This is a genomic window from Pseudomonas sp. PSB11 (assembly GCF_014596605.1).
In the GTDB taxonomy this organism is placed as follows: domain Bacteria; phylum Pseudomonadota; class Gammaproteobacteria; order Pseudomonadales; family Pseudomonadaceae; genus Aquipseudomonas; species Aquipseudomonas umsongensis.
In genome coordinates this window covers 333137-356869 of record NZ_NOIO01000003.1, presented here as the reverse complement: position 1 = coordinate 356869, position 23733 = coordinate 333137, and the positions used below count along the sequence as shown (strand labels likewise).

The 23733-nt window shown below is 54.5% G+C and carries 22 protein-coding genes; 8 read left to right on the top strand and 14 right to left on the bottom strand.

The features are described from left to right. Nucleotides 1-17: 17 nt before the first annotated feature. The 6 genes from mscL to CGA21_RS06655 form a co-directional block, all read right to left on the bottom strand. On the bottom strand, nucleotides 18-431 hold the full coding sequence (gene mscL / locus CGA21_RS06680; protein WP_188263812.1) for a large-conductance mechanosensitive channel protein MscL: 414 nt from the start codon (nucleotides 429-431) through the stop codon (nucleotides 18-20). Between the two features lie 96 nt (nucleotides 432-527). Next, nucleotides 528-893, bottom strand: coding sequence for a gamma-glutamylcyclotransferase (locus tag CGA21_RS06675; RefSeq protein ID WP_188263811.1), 366 nt, complete (start codon nucleotides 891-893; stop codon nucleotides 528-530). Nucleotides 894-1348: 455 nt separating this feature from the next. Beyond that, the gene (locus CGA21_RS06670) at nucleotides 1349-2785 is read right to left on the bottom strand and encodes an IS1182 family transposase (RefSeq protein WP_188263810.1); all 1437 of its coding nucleotides are present in this window, start codon (nucleotides 2783-2785) and stop codon (nucleotides 1349-1351) included. Nucleotides 2786-3200: 415 nt separating this feature from the next. Then, a complete protein-coding gene (locus CGA21_RS06665) occupies nucleotides 3201-3755 on the bottom strand; it encodes a type II toxin-antitoxin system HigA family antitoxin (RefSeq protein WP_223194025.1) in 555 nt (184 codons plus the stop codon). A 75-nt stretch (nucleotides 3756-3830) separates the two neighbouring features. Then, nucleotides 3831-4241 (bottom strand): addiction module antidote protein, encoded by a 411-nt coding sequence (locus tag CGA21_RS06660; RefSeq protein WP_188263809.1) that lies wholly within the window; start codon nucleotides 4239-4241, stop codon nucleotides 3831-3833. A 459-nt stretch (nucleotides 4242-4700) separates the two neighbouring features. Beyond that, on the bottom strand, nucleotides 4701-5609 hold the full coding sequence (locus CGA21_RS06655) for a site-specific integrase (RefSeq protein WP_188263808.1): 909 nt from the start codon (nucleotides 5607-5609) through the stop codon (nucleotides 4701-4703). Nucleotides 5610-5781: 172 nt separating this feature from the next. Between CGA21_RS06655 and CGA21_RS06650 the strand changes: the two genes are divergently transcribed. Beyond that, nucleotides 5782-6762 (top strand): DNA-binding protein, encoded by a 981-nt coding sequence (locus CGA21_RS06650; protein ID WP_188263807.1) that lies wholly within the window; start codon nucleotides 5782-5784, stop codon nucleotides 6760-6762. 21 nt (nucleotides 6763-6783) lie between these two features. Here CGA21_RS06650 and CGA21_RS06645 read toward each other — a convergent pair whose 3' ends face one another. Then, nucleotides 6784-7566, bottom strand: a complete 783-nt coding sequence (locus CGA21_RS06645) for a hypothetical protein (RefSeq protein ID WP_223194024.1) — start codon at nucleotides 7564-7566, stop codon at nucleotides 6784-6786. 1362 nt (nucleotides 7567-8928) lie between these two features. Here CGA21_RS06645 and CGA21_RS06640 point away from each other — a divergent pair. The 5 genes from CGA21_RS06640 to CGA21_RS06620 all read left to right on the top strand — a co-directional run bounded on the left by CGA21_RS06640 (nucleotide 8929) and on the right by CGA21_RS06620 (nucleotide 15724). Continuing rightward, nucleotides 8929-9591: a TnsA endonuclease N-terminal domain-containing protein gene (locus CGA21_RS06640; RefSeq protein ID WP_188263805.1), complete on the top strand. Its 663-nt coding sequence runs from the start codon at nucleotides 8929-8931 to the stop codon at nucleotides 9589-9591. Further along, nucleotides 9584-11476, top strand: coding sequence for a DDE-type integrase/transposase/recombinase (locus tag CGA21_RS06635; protein WP_188263804.1), 1893 nt, complete (start codon nucleotides 9584-9586; stop codon nucleotides 11474-11476). Before CGA21_RS06640 ends, CGA21_RS06635 begins: the two co-directional genes overlap by 8 nt. Next, nucleotides 11473-12444, top strand: coding sequence for a TniB family NTP-binding protein (locus CGA21_RS06630; RefSeq protein ID WP_188263803.1), 972 nt, complete (start codon nucleotides 11473-11475; stop codon nucleotides 12442-12444). The genes CGA21_RS06635 and CGA21_RS06630 overlap by 4 nt, the downstream gene beginning before the upstream one ends. Beyond that, nucleotides 12441-14414, top strand: coding sequence for a TniQ family protein (locus CGA21_RS06625; RefSeq protein WP_188263802.1), 1974 nt, complete (start codon nucleotides 12441-12443; stop codon nucleotides 14412-14414). The genes CGA21_RS06630 and CGA21_RS06625 overlap by 4 nt, the downstream gene beginning before the upstream one ends. Nucleotides 14415-14977: 563 nt before the next feature. Further along, nucleotides 14978-15724 (top strand): 3-oxoacyl-ACP reductase family protein, encoded by a 747-nt coding sequence (locus CGA21_RS06620; RefSeq protein WP_188263801.1) that lies wholly within the window; start codon nucleotides 14978-14980, stop codon nucleotides 15722-15724. Nucleotides 15725-15838: 114 nt separating this feature from the next. On the opposite strand, the gene CGA21_RS06615 is transcribed toward CGA21_RS06620, so the two are convergent. The 5 genes from CGA21_RS06615 to CGA21_RS06595 form a co-directional block, all read right to left on the bottom strand. Next, nucleotides 15839-16534: an HAD-IA family hydrolase gene (locus CGA21_RS06615; protein WP_110749554.1), complete on the bottom strand. Its 696-nt coding sequence runs from the start codon at nucleotides 16532-16534 to the stop codon at nucleotides 15839-15841. 612 nt (nucleotides 16535-17146) lie between these two features. Then, nucleotides 17147-17365: a hypothetical protein gene (locus tag CGA21_RS06610; protein ID WP_033041340.1), complete on the bottom strand. Its 219-nt coding sequence runs from the start codon at nucleotides 17363-17365 to the stop codon at nucleotides 17147-17149. Between the two features lie 106 nt (nucleotides 17366-17471). After that, nucleotides 17472-17945, bottom strand: coding sequence for a glycine zipper domain-containing protein (locus tag CGA21_RS06605; RefSeq protein WP_110749558.1), 474 nt, complete (start codon nucleotides 17943-17945; stop codon nucleotides 17472-17474). Between the two features lie 111 nt (nucleotides 17946-18056). Further along, on the bottom strand, nucleotides 18057-18425 hold the full coding sequence (locus CGA21_RS06600) for a bacteriocin (protein ID WP_110749560.1): 369 nt from the start codon (nucleotides 18423-18425) through the stop codon (nucleotides 18057-18059). A gap of 306 nt (nucleotides 18426-18731) precedes the next feature. Then, nucleotides 18732-18920: a hypothetical protein gene (locus CGA21_RS06595; protein WP_110749796.1), complete on the bottom strand. Its 189-nt coding sequence runs from the start codon at nucleotides 18918-18920 to the stop codon at nucleotides 18732-18734. A gap of 256 nt (nucleotides 18921-19176) precedes the next feature. Here CGA21_RS06595 and phaR point away from each other — a divergent pair, with 256 nt between their 5' ends. Further along, nucleotides 19177-19710, top strand: coding sequence for a polyhydroxyalkanoate synthesis repressor PhaR (gene phaR / locus CGA21_RS06590; RefSeq protein ID WP_110749562.1), 534 nt, complete (start codon nucleotides 19177-19179; stop codon nucleotides 19708-19710). A 35-nt stretch (nucleotides 19711-19745) separates the two neighbouring features. On the opposite strand, the gene phaP is transcribed toward phaR, so the two are convergent. After that, on the bottom strand, nucleotides 19746-20303 hold the full coding sequence (gene phaP / locus CGA21_RS06585) for a TIGR01841 family phasin (protein WP_110749563.1): 558 nt from the start codon (nucleotides 20301-20303) through the stop codon (nucleotides 19746-19748). A 251-nt stretch (nucleotides 20304-20554) separates the two neighbouring features. Between phaP and CGA21_RS06580 the strand changes: the two genes are divergently transcribed. Continuing rightward, nucleotides 20555-22426, top strand: a complete 1872-nt coding sequence (locus tag CGA21_RS06580) for a DUF3141 domain-containing protein (RefSeq protein ID WP_188263800.1) — start codon at nucleotides 20555-20557, stop codon at nucleotides 22424-22426. 61 nt (nucleotides 22427-22487) lie between these two features. On the opposite strand, the gene CGA21_RS06575 is transcribed toward CGA21_RS06580, so the two are convergent. After that, nucleotides 22488-23615, bottom strand: a complete 1128-nt coding sequence (locus CGA21_RS06575; protein ID WP_188263799.1) for an AraC family transcriptional regulator — start codon at nucleotides 23613-23615, stop codon at nucleotides 22488-22490. Nucleotides 23616-23733: the final 118 nt, after the last annotated feature.

The following is a 23733-nucleotide window of genomic DNA, read 5'->3' as shown; positions in this document are numbered from 1 at the left end:
TTGTTTCATTCAAGCGTTCAGCGCCGATTATTCTCGGCCTTGAGCAGGTCGCGGATCTCACCCAGCAGCTCTTCTTCCTTGGTCGGAACCGGTGGCAGGGTGGGGGCGACGGCCTCTTCGCGCTTCATGCGGTTGATGACTTTGACGGCCATGAAGATCGCAAACGCGACGATGATGAAATCGATCAGGCTCTGGATGAATTTACCGTACGACAGCAGTACCGCCGGAATGTCCCCACTGGCTGCCTTGAGCGTAATGGCCAGATCGCTGAAATCCACTCCACCGATCAGCAGGCCGATTGGCGGCATGATCACATCGCCGACAAACGACGAAACGATCTTTCCGAAAGCGGCACCGATGATGATACCGACAGCCAAATCGACTACGTTGCCTTTGATCGCAAAGGCCTTGAACTCACTCAGCACGCCCATAGGTTATTTCCTTGTTACAGATGAGGTTGGTGAACGTAGTGTAGCCAGCAAGATGCATCCTGTTCAAAACGCGTTGATAGTGGCCCTGAAGCTGTTCTACGACTTCTTCGTAGCGCGGAATAAATACTGGGCCGACGAGCTCCAGTGCCCGGCTGCGCGAGCCAATACGTGCGCAATCTTTTCCATGGGCAACCTGCCTGCGTAGGCCATTCCGTCGCGTGCTGCGATAAAGGCTAATGCACGCAATATTCCGGACTCGGTTTTGACCGAAAGCCAGCGAGGAAGATTGGTCGGTGGGTTTGCGTCAATTTCCCGGAACATTAACAGTCCCGGTTGTTTGAAGTGATCTCGTGCTGGAAGCCAGTATGCCTTCCCGTTGCAGATTGGCGAGATCCGCTGCGAAATGGCGCCTAGTAAAGCTTCATTTTCCGAGCAAGGGCGCAGTTGAGAGTGTGTCCCCAACGATTCCTACGCCACCAACACCCCGTGCCAGAGGTGATCGGTAACACGCCGCAGGATCGGGTTATTTTTCCCAGAGAGGGCTCTCACTTGGTTTCGTGGATGAAAGCCAAGATTTAGGTCTTCTCGCTTGACACCTGGAGGACCTCGGGAAAGTCAGGAGCGCAAAAAAGTAAAAAAATTTACCTCTCGTAATCTGATGGCTTCTATTGGCAGCTTTCTGTCTATCACGAATGATCGGGTTTTATTCGTTACCAGCCAATCCTGAAAGGCAGCTTTGGGTCCAGGCTGTGTGAAAACGCACTGAACACTTCGAAAGCTGAGAGCTACGGGCGTTGCCTGCGAAACCAGCAGACGGAATCGCGAATTGCCCTAGTCAGTTACATAGGCGTTCGTTAATGCTGTTTGGGCCGCGTCAGCGGCCCAAACAGCAACTCACGGACGATCAAGCGGGTGGATCACGCCCTGATCGCTTCAAGCAGTCCTGAGATACCGAAGATGCTCATCATTCGTTTGAGGTTGTAGGCCAGCACATGAAGGCTCATCTCGGTGCTTACCCTCGGCAGGGTTTTGGTCAGGAAGTGGGTACTTCCCATCCAGTATTTGAGCGTTCCAAATGGATGTTCAACGGTCTGTCGGCGGCGCCTCATCATCGTTGGATCATTTTCAAGCCGTACCTGCATTGCATCGGCTACGGCTTCATGTTCCCAGCGCTTTACCCGGCGCTCCTTACCGGTCGTACATTGCTTGTGCATTGAGCAGGACTGGCACCCCGAGAAGTAGTAACAGTGCAATAACATGCCGTCTTCCACTGAAGAATGCCGCCGGGTCAGCAACTGTCCCGCAGGGCATCGATACTCGTCCGATGCGGCAAGGTAGATGAAGTCCTGCTTACCAAATCGGCCTTCGGCTTTGCTGCCTGATGTCAGGGGTTTCGGTACGAAGGTGGTGATGCCAGCCTGCTCGCAGGCAAGGATTTCCAGACCCTTGTAATAACCTCGGTCGGCTACCACTGTCAGCGACTCGGCGCTGATCTCCTCACGCGCCTGGTTCGCCATATTGCTGAGTTGCGTCCGGTCATTGCCAACGTTGGTCACCTCATGGGCAATGATCAGATGGTGTTTGTCGTCGACGGCCGTTTGTACGTTATAGCCAACCGTTCCGGTGCCTCGGCCGCTCGTGGCCATTGAGCGTGCATCTGGATCGGTGAGGGAGATTTGCTGGTCTGGGCTGTCGTGAAGCTGCGCCTCGATGTCTTTGAGTTTCTGCATCTGCTGTTTCAGGGTTTCAATCTTTTCTTTTAGCCGCTCGGCTTTGGCCTCAGCCACTTCGGGCGTTGCCCGATCCGCCGAATCCATTGCCGCCAGATATCGATCAATGCTCTGCTCGATCTGCCGCATGCGTGCCTTCACTTTGCCCTGGGTGAAGTTGCGGTCGCGATTATTGACGGCTTTGAATTTGCTGCCATCGATGGCGATGATCGATTGAGAGAAGAGATTGAGGTTACGGCAAAGCACCACGAACTGGCGGCATACGCTGCGAATAGCTTTGCCGTTGTCCTTGCGAAAGTCGGCAATGGTTTTGAAATCCGGAGCCAAACGCCCCGTTAGCCACATCAACTCGACGTTGCGCTCGGCCTCACGCTCAAGCCGGCGACTGGACTGAATACGATTGAGGTAGCCGTAGATATAGATCTTCAGCAAGACCGCTGGATGGTAGGCGGGGCGACCCGTTGCAGCAGGATCGACGCCCTCAAAACCAAGTGCACCCAGGTCGAGTTCATCGACGAAAACGTCGACCACGCGCACTGGATTTTCTTCGGCTACGTAATCGTCCAGGCACTCCGGCAGCAAGGTGACTTGCGTCCGAGACTCACCTTCGATGAATCGCTTCATGATCGTCCCCACCACGATCTAGACGATCAGAAGATTAGACAATCGCAGGCGTTTTCACACAGCCTGGGTCGATTCTGTTGAAAAAGTCGGTTCTTACAGACCGCCCACATACTGACCGCTGAAAATGCGTTTTTTGCGCGCCGCTACAAGAAATCTGACCCCGAAATCCTCTGCTCAATGTAAAGATTTCAATCTCAAGCGCGTACTTTTCTACCGTGGAAATCAGAGCCTACTTTTTCAACAGAATCGGTCGATTGCTGCCTTTCTCGACAGTAAGGAATCGGTCAAAAGTTGTCACTGAAGGACTGTCTTATCAGCCTTTGGCCGGGGCCTTCCTCGACGATGCAGCCAACTTCTGGTCATCACGCGTCGGGGGAAGATCGCCAACACATACGAACTCTCCGGACGTTGACCTTCAGAGCCTCTTGGGAACCAGTTCGGCTTTACGCTTGCGTTCCAATTTACCGGGCGTGACGTGGGCCTGTAGCCGATGCTTCCCGGGAAGCATAGGAGTATCCGAAACGAATGCTTTCGGGTCCATATGGAAGCGCTCGGCCAGGGCGAATGCCATTCTAGGGCTGATCGACCTATTGCCATTGAGAACCTTGGACACCACGAATTTGTCGCCAATTTCGGGCAGATCCGAGCCGGTCAGTTCCAGTGTCTCCATCAAGTCCTTGAGCAGCTGCAACGGTGTGATGGTGGCCTTGATCGCAGCGTTAAACGCCTTGAGCTGTTCGCCTTTTTGTTCGTAAGCCAGAATCGCGTCTTCAAGCTCGATAAGGATCCGCTCCTCATACTTGTTGAGTTCATGTCCGTCGGTCAGTTCATCAAGCAGTACAGTGGCCCGAGCGTAATCCTCTGGCCCCTCGATGCCGTTCACGAATTGACCGCGCAACTGCTCCAGAAGCATTTGAAGACTTTCGAGCGCAGCGCGCACGCTCTGCGAATTTTCAAGAACAGCGGTCATGGTTGTGTTCCTCTTTTGTTACTGGCGTACCACGCGGTAGCGGTGTCGTAGTCAGCATGGACGCTGGTTTGGCAGCTACCGTAATTTTGCTGCCGCCGCTTTTTTGGCAACACCCGCAGCGGGGTTGGTGAAATTTGGCGCGGACTGGCTTGCTGCAATCGGCTGCACGGTGAGTTCTACTCCTACTGCCATTAACAGCTTCTTGACAGTCTCAAAGCGAATTTTTGCCCCGCCTTGAAGGGATTTACAAAGGCTCTCTCGATCGACTCCCGCTTCTTGGGCAACCTTGTTCAAGCCTCGGGCTTTAACAACCTCGGCGAGCGCTTTCATGAATATTTGCGGGTCTTGAGCCATCATACTTTCAGCAAGATATGCGCTGATGGTTTCCGGGGTGTCGAGGAAGCACGAAGCTTCGTAGAGGCTGGTACCGGAAGTGTCAAGCTCGATGATCGACATGTCCTCAGGATCAAATTTCGATTCGTTCATCTCATTTACCTCTCAGGCGACAATCTCTTTTGCCCGCTTGATTCCTCTCATTTGGTCGGATTTTTCACTTCCCCTTAGAATTAGGTAAACAGTCTATTCAGTGACAAATTCTGTAATCCGGGTCGACAAAAACACGCACCTAGCTCACGCGGTCGCCTACCGGCTCGCCATCTCCCAAAAATGGCCTTCCCGGTCTCGGTTCAATCGCGATGAACAGTCGTCTTCCCTGCCCCCCTCACACCGTCGAGCCAACGGTTTAAATGGGGAGAGTGAAACATGTCGTCAGCGGCCGATCCGGGTCCATTACTAACACGGTAGGCCTACCATACTCTGCTCACCGAATAGGGCGGCTTGCCGCTCGACAATCGGCGAAGCGTTACTGCCGAGATCTTCCAGGAGTCAGTGGCGGCAATGCCCCCATACCCTTCCCGCCAGGTCATCCCTTTGGCGTCAGTGCGCTCAACGTGCCCAATCGCCGAAGGGCGCATCAGCCTCAACATAGCGCACCGCCGACTGCACGTCGCGCCAACCGACGTACTCCATCAACGCCTTGCTGCTCCACTGGTTGCGACTGGCCCAGGTGGCAAAACCGCGGCGCAGTGAATGCGCGGTATAACCCTCGCCAGCCACACCGCTGCGCAAAAACGCCAGACGCAAAATGCGCGAGAGACTGTTCGGGTTGACCGGTTCCTCCGCTAAGTGACCCCAGCGATCGATGGCGCGAAATACCGGCCCTTGGTTAATGCCACTGACCGCCAGCCAGTGCTGGTAGGCATCCACTGGACAGAGCCGCTTCAGCGCCGGAAGCACCAAAGTACGACCGCGATGGTCGCGGTCGGTCTTGCTGCTGGCAAGGAAGATGTCCAACGCTTGCCCTTCGCGCAGCTGAATATGCTCGACTTGCAGCCGGCACAGTTCGTCACCCCGCAGCGCACGCCAAAAGCCCATTAGCATCAAAGCCTGGTCCCGCGCCGCGCGCAGCCGCACCGCTAATTGATCCGAGGTCAATTGCCCGACCAACCCCTCGACGCACGCTTCCAACATCTGTAACTGCAGCGCTTCAGCCTGCTTAATGGGTTGCGGGTGCAGCGCCTGAATGCCGCGCAGCACATCACGCACCCGCGACGCCTTGGTCGGGTCATCGAAGCCGTACTGCTGGTGCCACTGCGCCAAAGCCGCCAGGTGCGTGCGCAAGGTGTTGCTGGATAACCGGGCACCATAAGCCGCCAGGTAGCGCACGACGCTTTCACTGGAGGCCGGCAGCATGCCGCCCCACTCCACCTCAAAGTGCTCAACGGCTTGTGCATAGCGCCGCAGGGTACTGACGCGTCGCGCCGCTTGCAGGTACCGCTCGGCTGAATCGCTCATTGCACCTCCCGCATACCGCGATTTCGGGACCCCGCATCGAAAAAGGCTTGTCACGTTCAAGAATTCAGCATTCTCGAACGCCAGTCCGTCCGAATTCCTGCCGTCCTAAAGGCAGGGTTACAGCTGTAATTGCATACTCTGTAAACCAGTACGAAATCGTCGGAGTCAGGCCATGGCACGCGGAGGCATCAACAAGGCCGTGGTGCAAATCGCCCGCGAAGCACTGCTCGCCCGCGGCCAGCACCCCAGCATCGACGCCGTGCGCGTGGAGCTGGGCAACACCGGTTCGAAGAGCACCATTCAGCGCTACCTGAAGGAACTCGGCGCCCGAGAGCAGGCGCTGCCGCCGACCCCAGACGAGGAACTGCACAGCTTTGTCGCCGGTTTAAGCGCTCGACTCACGGTGCTGGCCGAACAGTCGGTCGCCGAGGATCGCCAGTGCCTGCAGCGGGATCGTTCGGCGTATGAGCAGCAGCGGCTGCAGCACCGGGCGCAAATCGATCAACTGCAGGGCGCTTACGCTGGCCTTGATCGTGAGCTGCAGGCCCTGCGTGAGCACGAGCGAACACTCCAGGAGCAACTGCGCCAAGCGGAAGGCGAATGCCAACGTTTGGGCCAGCTGGAACGCGACCAGAACCAGCTGTTGGTCGAACGGGCGGCGCACATCCAATCGCTGGAGGACAAGCACCGCCAAGCACGTGAAGCGCTCAAGCACTTTCGCCAACAGCATCTGTCGCAGCGAGAGCAGGAAACCCAGCGACACGACGCTCAAATCCAACAGTTGCAACACGAGTTGCGTGCGCTCCGTATCAGTCTTTCGGACAAGCAGGATGAACTCGCCCACCTATTCCAGGACAACGAACGGCTGGTCGGTGAACTGCGCCACCAGGGCCAGCAAGATCGCCAGCGTGAACGTGCACTGCAGCAGTTGTTGCAAAAAAACCAGGATGCGGAGGTCCGCGAGCACAGCGCGCAGGCGCGGGTCCAGGCGTTAGCCGCCGAGCACGCCGGCCTGCGCGAACGGCTCAAGCGTCAGGTGCTCACGGAACGGCAGAACCGTCGCGAGCTGCGGTTCCAGCGGCAACAGGTCGCGCGCTTGCAGGGCTTGCTCAGCCACTCGGCACGACCACCCTCGCCCACCGACGACAGCTAACTTTGCTCTCCCTGTCCACCCCTAGCTTAAGCCCGCTGCCACGGGCGCAGGCTCGACCGGTAGCGAATCGGGAACATCAGGCCATTCTCCCGTCGCAAAACGGTCACGGTAGTGGCCTTTAAGGGCGTCCTCAACCCATTTAGCCTGTCGCGGTGACCGTTCAAAGGGCGCTGGCGGACCGACCAGCGCCAAGACGTTCTGACGCAGCCATTCTTCGTCCGGCCAGCAATGCTGCACAAGCGTACAGGCGTAGAGATCCCAGCCAGAGATCCGCCCGCGATAGCGCAGCCAGTCCCCGTAGCGGTTAATAACTTGGTAAGCCTGTTCGAAGGCAGTGAAGTCAGACGGCCAATCATCGATACGTCCAAAAAACTGTCGTTCATACAATTCATTAAGCAACTCGTACAGCGGCTGACGGACGATACAACCCGGTTCAGTCATGCACACCAGGAGCAGGTAATTGAGGAAATGCGTGCGCAACCAATGACGGTGAGATTTGAATTGTCTGGACGTCGAGCCCAGCAGGGCAAGGACAAATCCCAGGTTGCGCCAGTCGGGGCAGACACACAGGCGACGCATCAGGGCGGGGCCAATCGCCGGTAGCAGGTAGCCGTTTTCAAAATGCAGTGTATGCGCCAAATGATTGGTGTCGCGGCGCTCATCCCAGAGTGCGCTCAGGACCTCCCACAGCGGATCAATCTGCACAGACTGCAGAACTGGATAGTCCTTTAACAGTAACTGCAAACACATGGTGCGGAGCTCACTACCGTCCAGTAACCGCCGCCATTTGTTATTACGGGCCAAGTCTAACCACGAATGATGCTGATATTCCCAGGCGGAGCCACATCGCTCCAATGCCCCGGGGTCGTACGGGCATCCAAAACAGCTGCACAGGCTATGAGCAAACACACGGCCCCTCAGCCGACCGACCAAGGATGAACAACTCATGGCACGTCACCTTTTTCAGCTCTCAACACCCGCAGTCAAGCACAGCTCTAACTGGGGCGCACGGAGGCCGCGGCGACGAAACGTAACAGGTGTTTATAAAAAGCGGCGAACAAGGCAGGCAACACCGAGAAATTAGCTGCCTCGCCCAACAACCAAACGGCGTCGACCTGCCGAAAAAGAAAGTGTTGAATAATCTGAACGCAGCGACGTCAATAAACCTCTGAACTGCCGGGAACTATCCATCATGAATACCATACTTTTCCGGTATAGCTTGCGAAGTGAAACGCTTAAACGCCACCTCAGCACAGCATTAGCTTTTAGATCGTTTGGCATTTCTCACCCGATGTCGAACTACCTGCACCGACCAAACTTTCAACCAGTACCCGGCAAAGCGCTGCCGCATCACGCCTTTCCTTTGCGAACAACGCAGTCCCTCGCCAGCCTTCATCTCCGCCCCTTTTTCTCTCGGCAGGCAAGTACGCCACCCAACCTGAATCTGTTTCGCCGGGACAACTTACTGCTCCAGGGAGAGTTTCATCGTGACCAAGCGTACGGTTTGGCCGGTTACCTGCTGGGCGCGCTCGGGATGACGGTCAGCGTCGAATCGCTGTCGACATGGGCACCCGACATCCATGCCAACGAACCTAAGGGTGCGCTTATGCAAATCGTAATACTGTCTGATACACAGACACGCTTTGTACTCGGGGTACATATTTGCGTCAGGTATGCGGTATGCGAGTGGGTAATTGGTACGGTCGAAGCCATGGCGAATCATCCCAATGGCCGGCCTGGCCGGATTCGCGCTGGGATCAAAAATTACTCGCGGACCGGGCAAACTTTCCCCCCAACCAATCAGTTGTCGAATGCTGGTTCACATGGGCTGAAAAGGCCGCGCTCCTTCGTTCATCACCATGGCGGTACATCTCATCGACCTCAGCGGTCCCTTCTGACGTCGAACTCTCAAACTGTTGCGCAAAAGACCAGGCCAATTAGTCGGCCAAACACTCCTCCTTCGTCATTTCGGGTAACCCCGAAAAGCTCAACAAATATCGAGCTCGTCATTGGTCCAGGAGGGTAATTACTACATGGCCGGGTCGTTATAGCCGGAGGTACTTAGGTCCCCTTTACGAACGAAGCACCCCCACCAAAAATTGCCGAGGTGTATTCGCATCCGCCACGTCGCGGTGGAACCCTCAGTATCACAGGGGAGGTCGCAAGATGATCATCACGTCCAAGGCAATGAACCTCGACGATGGCCCCGTGCGGTCTTGCTTCCAGCGACGTCGCCAAAATTTCCTCGTGGACTTTCCTTCCCGCAAAAATGGCCATTCGATGGAGTGCCATTCGGTATTGGAGTCTGCGTACTGCATTTGGCTGGAGTTTGCCCCCCAGGTCGTTAGGTACTACACGCAACCACACACCTTTACCTGGATAGATGCGGAACAGCGCTATCGCTATACGCCGGATTTTCTCGTCGTGCTGACGCACGGGGAAAACTACTTCACTGAGATCAAGCACGATTTCACCAAGCAACGGCAGAGTCTACTGACCAAGCTGGAGAGCTTCCATGCGCTGTGCTTCCAGGAGGGGTGGTCCTTTAAACGCCGCAACCAACAGCGAATTACCGGGTCAACCATGTTTCACACCCTGCTAGAGCTTTATAGCCGCTCGAGTACCTACAACCAGCAGCGGCAGATGTATTGCTTGCACTACCTGCAGCAGCGTGTGTGGCCGACGACGCTGGGCGACTTGGTCCAGGACAGCGCTGCACCCGACATCGGGACAATCTGTTACAACCTATTCACGGGCCGACTGACTGCCGACTTGACCCAACGTTTGACGTTGGACCTGATGGTGGATTGGGCTCCGTCCCATGAGTAAGTCACCAGATGTGCCTACCGTTGGGTGCCAATACCTCGTCAATGGCCGAATCATGGCGGTTATTCACGTCGATGACGAGTTGGTGACGCTCAGGGACCTGGAGAAACCGTACACCCGAGCACTGGCCGTCGATACAATGATGACCGAGGTGTCTCATCAAACTATTGTGCAGTATGCCCGTCCGCCGGGTGCGGGCTCCAACGCCCTAGCTTTTCTCAACCCACAAGACCCGCAGGTGATTGCCGCCCAGCGCAAATATCGTTACGTCGAAGCCGCGCTCAAACAACTAGGCGGCGCACTGCCCGTAAAAGCCACCAAGAAGCTGATTAAACAGATTGCTCTTGAAATGGGAGACCCATCACCGCCCTGCTATAACTCTTTATACAAATGGACCACGCACTACAAAAAACATAACTGCGATCGCTTCTGCCTATTGAAAGAACAGAGTTATTTACCGCGCGGCAAACGCTTGGAAAAGGAGGTCGAAGCTATAACTCGGGAAATTATTGCTCAAGAGTATGAAGATAAAATACCACCTACCAGCCCTAAAACTATTCATAGTTTAATTCATGGTCAGATCATCCTGATGAACCGCCTCCGCGAGGGCTACTCCACCCGATTACTGAAAACGCCTTCACCGTCTACCGTTCAGAGAAAAATAAAAAAACTGTGCCAATATACGAGTGATCTAGCCCGTCAAGGTGCGGAGTTTGTAAAGAAATACCACCACTCAAGTGAATTAAGCGACGAACCTCATGAACTGTTGGAACTGGCAGAAATAGACAACCATCTGCTCGATATTTTCATCATCGATGAAAAAGGAAATCTGTTAGGCAAAATTCTTTGGTGGACCGTAATTTTTGAAATCAAAACGCGAAGTGTCATCGGCTGGGAACTATCAACGACGTACCCATGCGCAGAAAAAACAATTCGCGCATTGAAAAAGGCATTGCAGGCAGTGCCTGGCGAAGAACGTCGTCGGGGAAAACCTATCTACCTGCACAGCGACAATGGCGCTGAATTCGTCAATGCGACAATTCGGTATTTTCTGGATCGACTGAATATTCTTTTTAATCGAGGTCCACCCTACACCGCCAATGCGCGCGCGCGCATAGAGCGTTTTTTTGAAACATTTGAACTGTGGTTGCACGAGCAGGCGGGTACCACTATGTCTAGTCCAGCCGAACGTCGATTCTACGACTCGGAAGGCGAAGCGGCATTTACCATGGCTAGTATGAATCGGCATATAGAGGATTGGATAGAAAATATCTACCATCAACGGAGACACCGTACCCTAAACATGCCGCCAGCGGTGGCGTGGGAGCGGGCAATGAAAAACAAACTTCCACCGGAAAAATTTACCGCAGAGGATTTGGATACATTGTGCCGTGTTGTTCAATCAGCAATGATCAGCGCTGCAGGGCGAGTACAATTTTTATGTTTAAGCTGGTATGGCCCGGATCTGCAAGAAATTCGATCAAAACTAAAAAAAGGACAATTAGCGATTTGCAGTTACAACCCGTTAGATTTAGGCGAGATATGGGTCGCTCACCCCGACACTCCACGCCAACCTGTGCGCGCCTACGCCACCAACTCTAGGTATCAAAACGGTCTTACCCTGACAGAGCATGATTTACTGCATAAAGAATATCTCGCCGCAGGACGAGAATTTGACGACAGTGAAGCCGATGTCGCGTTATTAATGCTTCGACGCCGCATGGCCAAAGAGTACGAGGAATCTCGCCAACTACGCCATAATGTGCAGCTTGGCAAAAATACCAATTCCAAAGATAGTGGTATGGATAACCCAAGCAACACTGCTGTGCTGGATGAGAGGCCCGTGGGAGACAGTGAAATCCCTATCTTCAAAGTGGACCGCCTATGAGCACCTCTCCTAACGGCATCAATATTGATGAAGCACTCGAAGAATTGGCCGCCTGTACGATTTGGTACCCAGCCTACCAGGAGGCAATGCGGCTCGTTACCAAAAGTATCGACTCTACGCGCGACCGTAAAGACCCCTCGTCAGCCATGTTGATCGGTCCTACTGGCGTTGGAAAAACCAGATTATGCTTAAAGCTTGAGAAGCAACTTGGTTACAGTCAAAAAGTTATTCGCGCAGACTGCGAAAAAACAATAAAACCCTGTGTGTATGTCGAACTACCGGAATCTGCCACGATAAAAAGCTTGTCCATGGTGATGGCCAAAATTCTTGCCGGGGATGTCAGCGACCATCAAAGCATTACTGTCTTAGAGACCCTCATCATCGAGAGACTCATAACAATGGAGGTAAAACTGGTAATTTTTGACGACTTCCACCATGTAGCCGGTAAAGGATTATCTAAAACCAAGGCGTCGTTGTGCAAGTGGATTATTTTACTTCTAAACAAATCCGGCATACCATTTTTGATCTCTGGTTCAGATACTGCTGAAGCCACAATAGATACAGTTCAAGAACTAAGTGACCGCTTTCCTTATCGCGCCCACTTGCAGTGGTTGCCTTTGGCTGAGGAGTCAGGTACACCGACACTACTGGGTGTGCTTGCCGCCTTACAACAGGAAATTATCAGATTAGGTTGTTTAACAGACTATATCCACTTAACCGACCCCACCCCCTATAAAGCTATTTATCTCGCCACCGAAGGAAATTTTAGGCGATTGAGTAATTTGCTGCACGATAGCTTTCGAATAGCACTCCTCAGGGGAGACTATAGCTTAACAATCAACGACTTCGCAGAGGCCGCCGACGACCTGGCGTTTTGCTGCAACCCCAATCACTTCCGCATGACACCCAAGCAACTGAATAGCACATTAAAATCCAAAATCAATAAGATATTGGTACCGCACAAATGAGCGCTCTATGTTACGTGGGCATCCCCCAACAATGGGAAAGCCCTAAGGGAGTGATGATACGGACTGCGTATCACAATGGGTACTCCACTGTTGCCACTATGTGCGCGTTTCTCAATGTCCCCTACCATAGAGACGCGCTGGATTTATTAACAGAGCAATCACCCTTATTCAGTAGGTTGACCATGACAGCGCCGGATCTCGCGCAACGGCTCTCGGCAAATAGCTATACGGTAAAAAATACAGATGCTACACTTTGGATCCTCGATGAAATCTCCCTGTATCGCTCACAGTTTGCACATTACTTCGCGTACTGCCCCGAATGCTTACGCAACGAATTGATCACCGTTTTTCAAGACGTACGGGATTTACCTGTCTGTCCTCTGCATCAAACACTTATAGTCACACACTGTCCTGATTGCCATGAGCGTGAGCATTGGACCAATGCAAATCTTCTTTTTTGCAAATGCGGATCCGACAGACGCAACTCAAAATGCCTAAAGGGCACAATGATGGAAGCCGATCGCCTTCAGGCGTTTGGCCCGATTTCTGACATTCACAAACTTTCGCAAATGACCTACATCGCGCATATATGTGAGGACATCTGGATATCTAGAAAGCCAAACAAAGAAAAAAATTCATTCTTTCTTATAGATGAAATTAGAAATCACGCTTCAAAAATGATTACAGAACAACTTGCAAATTACCCAGGGTTCACACGATCAATGCATCTTTCACCATGGCGCACATCTCACCCACTGCTAATTAAGCTCGCAAACGAACTAATAACAGAACCGAATCCTGCGAACTTAAACTGTGAAACAGGATTATGCTGTATTGACGTAGAACTGACGCTGCGTGAAATTAATTACTCTATGGCCGGCTCGAAAAAGTGGTCACAAAAAATTTTCAACTCTCACAACTTCGAAGTAAAACGCTACGGCAGAGGCGTGCCTTACTACCATTGTCACGCTCCTATTTGCAGACTAATTCGGAGCACACTTGATCGCTTACTTAATATTAAATCTAAAGCGGAGAGCCTCTCTCATAACTATTTAACTATGCGGGAGGCCGCTGCGCTACTGCACTGTAGAATCACTACGATATTACAACTAGCCGAACTAGGCTATTTACAGCGAGCCAAAAACAAAAAAACTGGCAAAGGGTACGCCATACTAATTAGCAAAACATCCATCAAAAACTTCAACAACACCTATATCTTAGCCAGCAAACTCTCTCACACCCTAAAAACAACACAAAGACAAACGATCCGCCAACTCAATCAGCTTGGCATCACCAAACACCAAAACAAACAAGGACCGCACATTTATGAACAATTTAAAATTCCTTTTATTTTGGAAGAACTACGAGACAAAATAAAACAACCCGCGCAACTCTTTCCAATCGCACTACCACCACCTCAGAATATAGACAACACACTCAAGATAGCAAGTACTAACACAGCACCAACCGAAGAAACCACACAGTTTAGACCTACATCCATCGAACGCCAAGCAACTGGTTTCACAGCCAGTCAAGTGGCCAATTTTTTGAAAATATCCCCCCGCCTATTACATTTTCGATTCGTTCTGACAGGTTTAATAAAACCAGACATTATCGGGGAAACCCCATGCTACTCTCTGGCCCACATTCAGATCATAAACAGTCACCTGCAACAACATTTGTCGCTCGAACAAGTAACCAAAACAATGAAATGCTCGCGCGATGAGGTCCTCCGCCTGATCAACACTTCAGAACTTCAGGCATCTTGTGCACTGGCCTACTCCAATGGAGACATACAACTGCTCTACAGCCAATGTGATATCCACATTCTAAAAGCCCACTCACTAACGAAAAAATACACAGAATATCAAGCAACAAACACAGCTAATCAAAACTTGCTTGCGCCTGCCACTGAACCAGTGATGCCTGACTCGCCACTTACCTGGCTTTGGGTTATGCCTCCATTGTGATATCGGTAAAATCGGAAAAATTGGTTTCAGCCGCTTAACCCCCCCCTTCAAGAGTTACAACTCTCTCTACGAAAAACGACCTGCTTCAACGTGCATTGTTAATGGGTCACCTTCTAGAGTCCCTATACGGGATGTAACATTCAAAAATAGTCTCACCGCCCTCGATAATTGCTCGACTCCAAGACGACATGCCCGGTATTCAATCACTTGCATAGACGTCGTTTACGAGGTAAAGCGATGCACTTTTTCTGTCCTGTGCCTGATGATACTAGGGGGGGGATTGAACAATTTGCAGCACAAACTGTACTCATCTGCTCCAGGCCACCGCAACCTGAGGGCTGTCGCCTTCACGCAATGTTTTTATCTTCAATTGATCGCAGTCGTACCAATTTTAAGATCAAATGCTGTTTTCTTTTATTTTCAGATGACTCACTCACCGTAACCCGTTGATCAGAAACGAGGTGATTTTATTTTCTGCTGACCACTGAAGTCAGCTTGAAATCCTGAATCGATACTAGGCTCCATCAACCGGGACATCTCGCCTCGGGACTTTGGAGATCGATATGACTACTCAGAACCTCAGCGGCAAAGTGGCTTTGATCCAAGGCGGTTCCCGCGGCATCGGCGCTGCCATCGTCAAGCGCCTGGCCGCTGAAGGCGCGACAGTCGCCTTTACCTATGTCAGCTCCACGGCCAAGGCCGAAGAATTGCAGAACAGCATCATCCAGGGCGGCGGCAAAGCCCTGGCCATCAAGGCCGACAGCGCTGACGCCGAGGCCATTCGCGCAGCCGTAACGAGCACCGTAGAAACGTTTGGCCAGTTGGATATCCTGGTCAATAACGCTGGTGTGCTGGCCGTCGCACCGCTGGAAGATTTCAAGCTCGAAGACTTCGACCAGACCCTGGCGATCAACGTACGCAGCGTATTCATCGCCACCCAGGCTGCCGCCAGCCACATGACCGAAGGCGGTCGCATCATCAATATCGGCAGCACCAATGCCGATCGCATGCCCTTCGCCGGTGGTGGCCCGTACGCCATGAGCAAATCGGCGCTGGTTGGCCTGACCAAGGGCCTGGCCCGCGACCTCGGCCCCAAGGGCATCACCATCAACAACGTGCAACCGGGCCCGGTCGATACCGACATGAACCCTGCCCACGGCGACTTCGCCGACAGCCTGATCCCGTTGATGGCAGTGGGCCGCTACGGCAAAGCCGAAGAGATCGCCAGTTTCGTCGCCTACCTGGTCGGTCCCGAAGCTGGCTACATCACCGGTGCGAGCCTGACCATCGACGGTGGGTTTGGCGCCTGACCCTGTAGGAGCGAGCATGCTCGCGATGGTCGTCAACGATGACGAGTGAACCCTGACACCCAGCGGCGCTCTCAGGCTCATCGCGAGCATGCTCGCTCTTACAAGTTTTGATCATCAGGCCCAATCGAGCGCTGGCAAACCACAGGCACTGGGCTTGAAGGCTTTCAGCGAACGAAGAATGCCATCGGCGTGTGCGTATTTTTCGTCGGCCATCGCCGCATCCGGAATCGCAATCGCCGTCATCCCCGCCGCCTTGGCCGCCGTGACACCGAACGGCGAATCCTCGAACACCAGGCAATCGCGCGGGTCGACACCCAGGCGCCGCGCGGCCGTCAGGAAGATATCCGGCGCCGGTTTGGCCGCGCCTACCTCTGGATCATCGGCCGTGACGATGAAGTCGAACAAGGCGAACCAGTCGCGATGCAAGGTGGTTTTCTGGCCGAACGACTGGCTTGAGGAGCTGGTTCCCACCGCAATGGGAATGTTGTGCGCCTTCAAGTGCCGAACCAGCTCTTCTGCTCCCGGCATCGCCTGCGCCGCAGGAAAACGCTCGCGCATCAGCGGCTCGCGAATCACCAAGAACTCTTCGGCGCTGATCGGCAAGTCCAGCGCCTGCACCACATAACTCGCCAGGTCACCTGCGCCACGGCCGATGATGTTCTGCTTGACGCTCCAGTCAAACGTTCGGCCATAGCGCGCGGCAATCGTGGCCGTGACTTCGGTGTAAATCCCCTCGGTGTCCAGCAACAAGCCGTCCATATCGAAAATCACGGCCTTGATGGGGCCGAACTCCTTGAGCGGTAAATTCATCGCATCTGATCCGTTTTCATGACATCCCAGGCGGCTCAGGTACGGCCGTTCCGCGACAGATTAAAGGTTTCAGCAGCATAACGAGCCGCCGTGGCCAAGAGCAACGGGCGCATGATGCAAAAAGCCCGGCAAATCGCCGGGCCCGGACAGCGTTACGCGCTGTTGATTTATGCCAGGCTAACCGCCCGCCTTGCCTGTCCCACTACCTTGGCAGCACTATCTGATCCTCCAGACCCATTGCCAGAAGCGCTCCCCGTCGAACTGCCACCGCTGGTCGACCCGCTTCCCGTCTCCGGGCGGGTGGTGCTCCCGTTAGCATCGCCTGCATTGCCATTCCTGATGGCGCCAGGCGGTAATGCGTTCTCCGTTCCAGAGCCTGCATTCATTTCAGTAGACGGCGGCATACCGCCCTTATCGACGGGCGCGTCGTTACCTGAGGATTGTGAAAATGCTACGCCTGAACCGATCGATAACAGACTAGCCACTGCCAGGGCCAACACGCTTGACCTGATCATGGACGTCTCCTTTTACCCGTTGCATACCTTGAGTCTGGCAGCAGTGCATCGGCAGGGTTGCCACTCATTCGACAGGCGGTCTCGCGCCAGAGGTCAGTCAGCTCGGCTCGCCGGATGCGTCCTCACCAGCGATGTCCGGATCGTCCGGATCGACTTCGACATCAGAATCCGTGCGCTTGAGGTCATCGTTGGGGACCTGTTCGACACCGGGCTCGTCATCGGGAGGCCGCTGATCGCGACTCAGGGAATCGGTAGGTGAAGGCAGGGGGTATTCGGGGGTTTCGTCGATGTCGGCGACTTTCGGATCTGCGTTCATGGAGCACCTCGCAACGGACCTGAAAGGCAGGCCCTGACCGTTGGAGGCAGCGTCGATCGTCAGGTTCGATCAGGGAGACCATCGGTTATGTTGCCGATCGAATCCGTCAGTGATGTTTGTTCTTGTGTTTGTGCTTATGCTTGTGACCGTTGCCGGAATGGGAGTGAGAATCGCCATCGTCGCTTCCCAGATTGTTACCGACCGCACCACCGGCTGCACCACCCAGGCCGGCGCCAATGGTCGATCCGGTTCTGCCGCCCAGGCTGTTGCCGATCACCGAACCGCCGGCGGAACCCAATCCACCGCCTACCGCCGCTTCGGTGCGACTGCCCTTGGGTGCGCCGATCGCGCTACCAGCGGCGCCACCGACACCGGCACCGATTGCAGCACCCGTGCTGCCACCCATTTGACCGCCTACCACGTTGCCCAATGCACCACCAATACCACCGCCCACGGCTGCGGTACCATCGCCTGCAGCCATTACAAACGGTGTAAACAACAATCCAAAAACAATCGCCGGTAACGTCAAGCGTCGAGTACTCGGGTACTGCACTTCATTACCTTGGGTTTTCGGGGTCATGGCACGCCTCTTATTTATCGGGGGTATGTGTATACGAGCCTTTAATTCCATAAACGTTCAAAAACGCAAAAGCCCGGCATCAAGCCGGGCTTTTGTTGACTACCCTACGGATCAATGACGTTTGTGGCCGTGGGCCAGGTTGCTGCCTACGCCGCCGCCCAAGGCGCCGCCCAGGCCTGCGCCGATCGTCGAGCCGGTCCTGCCACCCAGGCTGTTACCGATGATCGAACCGCCGGCAGCGCCCACGCCACCACCGATGGCCGCGCTGGTGCGGCGGCCTTTCTTGGCGGCAACCGCACTGCCCGCAGCGCCCGCGACACCAGCACCGATCGCGGCACCGGTGCTTCCACCCATGCTTTGGCCCACAACGTTGCCCAGAGCACCACCGAGGCCGCCACCAATGGCAGCAGTACCGTCACCGGCGATTGCGCCTTGAGCAACCAGAAGACCCAGAACCAGAGCAGGCAAAGTGAAACGCATGACAAAAACCTCAAAAAAGGGATGAAATTCAAAAGGGTCGAGATTGAATGCTTTAGAGGGAACAAAGTCCAGACATGCGCGCGCTCAACCTCGTTGTAGGCGACGGTTGGACAGCAATTTTGGAAAAGGTTTTATCGCAGGCAAAAAAAAGCCCGCTGGGGAACGGGCAGGGTGTTGCTTCTAACGGATGAGTTGAGCCTACGTACGGCGTTGTGAAAAGTTTGTGAAAAATTCCCGGCTTAAATATTCGTTCACATTTCAAGCACAAAAAACCCCGTTCGATGACGGGGTTCGCTCGCGGGTCATTTACTTACTGGCCGGTTCTGTAAGCTTGGGCAGGAATTTTCCCTTCAGTGCTCGGCAAGCCTTGGTCTTGATCTTGAGGACCTTGGCCTGATCTTCGCCAAAGCTGGCTACATACTCAGTCTGGCCGCATTGAACGTAATTGTTGATCGGATATTCTGCGCCGTCGTCTTCGATATACGGTTCAGTCATCGCTTCACCCCTCTCAAAATATGCGATCGACACCGGCAAGCCCTTTGCCCGAAAAATATCGATCACCAAGGATTTTGAGACTAGCCGGTCATTAACGGACTTGTGGTTCAGACAATCGAATGCCCGACGAATGGGCGAAGCCTGTCAGAGCAGTTTGACCTACACCGCGGTGTGATTGTGAGGCAACACATAAGAGTGGCACTGCCCAGAGTAGGATAAGATGCCAGCAAACCAGGCTCGCCGTGAGTAGCCCCGCATGACAGAAAACAGTCGGAACACCACCCGCCTGATCAAGAAGTACCCGAATCGCCGTCTGTATGACACGCACACCAGCAGTCATTTGACCCTTGCGGATATTCGCCAGTTGGTGGTCGATAGAATCCCGTTCGAGGTGGTCGACGCCAAGACTGGCGAGAACCTGACCCGGAGTATTTTGCTGCAGGTCATTCTGGAAGCCGAAAGTGGCGGCCAGCCAATATTTTCCAGCGAGATGCTGATGGGGATCATCCAGTTCTACGGGCCCTACCAGAGCGTCCTCGGCAGCTATCTGGATAAAAGCATCCAGACGGTCATCGACATCCAGTCCCAGACCGGCGCTCAATCCTCCGAAACCTGGAGCGCGTTCATGCACCAGCAGGCTCCGGTCATGCAGGATTTGATGCGCCAGTATGTCGACCAGTCAAAAGCGCTCTACATGAATACCCAGAACCTGTTCGGAATGTTCGGCGCGGTGCCACCCGGCAAGCCAGGTGCCGATGGCGGGCCGAAAAAAAATGGCGATGGGGAGTAAACCCCATCGCCATCCTGTAACCAGCCTGGTCAGGCTTACTTGCTATCAGCCTTGCCACCAGCTGCGGTTTTTCCAACTGCAGCGGTCGCTGCGTCAAAATTGCTCTGGGCAACGTCAGCAGCCTGTTTTACAGCTTTCTGTGCACTTTCAAAAACGGCACCGGCATTGGCCAGCGACGATTTGAACCCGGACACCACCGGCTCGGAGCCAGCCGGTGCATTCTTGCTGATCACTTCAACGAACTCTTGCACCTGCTGGGTGCCCGCCTCGAACTGACGCGAGGTCAGCTTGGCGATTTCCGAGTGAGTATCGACAATCAACGCTTGCACTTGGCGATTGAAATCGACAAGACGTTCGACTTGCACATTTGGCTGGGTGAAAGAAGCCTGCAGCTCAGCGAATCCTTGGGGATCACGAACCGAAAGCAGCTTGCGAAGGCCGTCGAACTGCTCCTCGGTGGAAGCCTGCAGGGTCTTGAACTGCAACTGGCTCAGCTGCTCGACACTGGAAAAGATTTTGCCGCTGATTTGCTGCAGCAGGTCGAGGTTGGCTTTCTGAGCGTCTTGCAATTTTTCCGAGTTGAAAAAAGACATGCTTGAATCTCCTGGTTTGAAGGCCGACTCGGGCCTGAGGACGCGATAGCGATCCTGCCGGTCATCGCGTTAGGGTTTATATTGCAGCGCACAATTTCTTTTGGCAACGTTTTTTGTGCGCCGCACAAAAGACTTTCCCCTCCTCCCCATAATCGCTATAGACTCCTGTTAAAGAACGGACAGCCAAAGCCTTCGCTTTGTCAATGAGCCGCAGACGCGTGCTCAACATGCATAATCCTCGGGAGATCACCATGGACCAGGAAGACATTAGTGCATCGCAACAGGAAAAACCCGCCTCACAACGCGGCCTGTGGGAACACCTGAGTCATCTGCAGCGCCTCAATGCGCTGAACGTCCTCGAGGCTGTGCGCCAACGCCAGAAAAAAACCCTCACGCCCCTGAAACGCGGCCAACTCAGACAACCTACTCCCGCTCAATGGCAGGAATATGTCATCGACTTCGGCCAACGCTGCCTGCTGTTCTGGGACACCCTGCGCCAGCGCGGCGACAACAGGCTGGCCCATGAACGCGCCGGGTATCCACTGCTGCTCAAGTTCGATCATGAAACCTTGATCGCTGGCCCTGATCTTGCGCGCCCGGTCAATTTTTCACTGTTGCGGATCCTCCCCGGCACCGAGCAAGAAATCGACAGTAACAGCCAGCCGGTGATCATCATTGACCCGCGCGGCGGACATGGTTCGGGAATCGGTGGTTTCAAGCAGGATTCGATCATAGGTGAGAGCCTCAGGGCCGGGCACCCCACCTACTTCATCTCTTTCAGTCACTCGCCACAGCCTGGGCAAACCCTGGACGATATCGTCCAGGCCCAGGCCCGGTTCATCGAAGCCGTCAGCGCCCTGCACCCAGCCAACGACAAGCCGATCATCATCGGCAACTGCCAGGCCGGCTGGGCCTTGATGGGCCTGGCGGCCACACGACCGGAGCTACCCGGCCTGATCATTATCAACGGCGCCCCCTTGTCATATTGGGCCGGCGCCAATGGACGCAATCCAATGCGCTATACCGGCGGCCTGCTGGGGGGCGGCTGGATGGCTCGCCTTGGCAGCGACTTGGGCAATGGCCGATTTGACGGTACCTGGCTGGTCAGCAACTTCGAAAACCTGGACCCGGCCAACACCTATTGGGGCAAGTACTACCAGTTGTTCAGCCAGGTCGACAGCGAGGCCGGGCGCTTCCTCGACTTCGAACGCTGGTGGGGCAGCCCGACCCTGCTCAATGGCGAAGAGATCGAGATGATTGTCGATGATCTGTTCATCGGCAACCAATTGTCGGGCGGTCCCGACCGCAAGAGCAACGGTATCGACCTGAAACAGATCGAAGTGCCGGTGGTGGTGTTCTGTTCCTTCGGCGACAACATCACCCCTCCCCAGCAGGCATTGAACTGGATCGCCGATATCTATTCCAGCGATCTCGCCTTGCAGGAGGCAGGCCGCACTATCGTCTACCTGCGGCACGCCAGCATCGGCCATTTGGGGATCTTTGTTTCCGGCCAGGTCGCGCGACGCGAACACCGGGGGTTGCTCGGCGCGGTCGAAACCATCAATGCGCTGCCGCCGGGGCTGCATGAAATGCTGATTGACGATCTGCCGGCCTCTTCAGGCAGCAGTGACGTGCAATACCGAGTGCGCTTCGAACCCAGGCGAATTGCCGATATCCACGATGACGACGAGCCAGCCCGTGACGACGATCGCGAATTCTCGTCGGTAGTGCGCACCTCTGAAATCAACAACGCGTTTTACGACGGATCAATACGTCCGTGGCTGCGTCAAGTCGTCAACGAGCCCATGGCCGAATGGATGCGCAGGACACACCCCTTCCATCAGCAGCAGTTGTTTTGGAGTAGCTTGAATCCAGCGCTGTGGTGGTTACCCGGGACAATTTCCGCGGTCAATCGTAATCGTCGCCCCGTACACGAGGACAACCCGCTGCTGGCCTGGCAGGAACTGTTCTCCAACCAGATGCAAGACACCCTGAATGCGTACCGCGATGTGCGTGACGCTACTCAGGAGATCTGCTTTTACGGTATTTACGGCGCACTGGGCGCCTTCGCCGGCGCCCAGCCTGCGAGAAATCTCCAGGCACCTGAGCCGATCGCCCGATGAATCGGTTGTCATCCTGGAGGCCCTCGTGGAGCCCCATCTCTCAATGTGCCTTCACAGGAAATTAGCGGTGCATCCGTTCGACGTAATCTTTGGCGAAGCCTGGAATCTTGTGATCCCCGCTCCGACCTATAGCACTCATGGGTAGGACCGGCACGATGTCCTTGAACACAGGCAGCGACTCATGGGTTCGATATTGGCCGGGGGTCATACCGAACCAACGGGTGCACGCCTTGTGGAAGCTGCTGTGATCATGAAAGCCGAGCAGGTGGGTGACATGCTTCAGGTTGAAATGAGAGTGGCGCAAGTAGAATTCGGCCATCTGCCGGCGCACATCGCTCAGGACATCCTTGAATTGCGTGCCATCCTTCTCAAGACCCCGTTGAAGTGTGCGCTTGCTGATGTTCAGCGCTGCTGCAATCGACTCCATATCACACTGCCCCTGGCCTTGCCCCTGGCTCAAGCGCTCGGTCAAAAGGCGACGAATCCTGCCAACGATCGAGTAACCGGACAACAGGTCCAATTGAGCTTCGGCAAAACTGTCATGCAGCGTGGCCAACGCCTCGTTGGCCATGCTCAATGGCGTCAGGAGCTCCTGGCCATCGAACAGGATGCTGTCATAGGCCGCCCCGAAACTCAGCGGGCAGCCAAAAAGTCGCTGATGCTGCGACGTGTCTTCCGGCTCGGGATAGGAGAACTCCACACTCATGGGTTGCGGTGACTTGCCACCTGCCAGCCAACGGCAGAAACCCAGCAGCGACGCCAAGGCAGCATCCGTGTATTGCCGGGGTTTGACCGAGCCATCTTGCTGATGATCGAGACTGGCCAATCGGTAATGCTGCTCCTCCTGTACAAGGAAAAGGCTGAATCCGGTTCCGATCAACGGGCTGAAACGGACCAGGCGTTCCAGCGCCCTTTTCAGGTTCGAACTGGACATCATCGTGTAACCCACGATCTGGAAACTGCTGGGATGGCATTCCCCGTAGGCTTTCAGACCGATATTCGGATCGTTCGATGCCTCGGCCGCCAGATTCCAGAGACGATAGATAACGTTTCGCTCGCAGAATGCTCCTGGTTTATTCACGAACCCGACATCCAGCCCCGCCTCCTCGCACAAAGCGGCCAGGTCGAGACCCTGGGCAAAAAACGTATTCGCCAGCACGCTGGCATAACCTGAACTTATCCTGTACATGGCGTCCTCAATGACCAGTGGAACCGAACGTCCTGTCCGGAGCCGATGCTGACACGTGTAGAACATATTTCAACTCTGTTGCAGAAATATTAACTATCCATTCAGTTCTAAACATTGA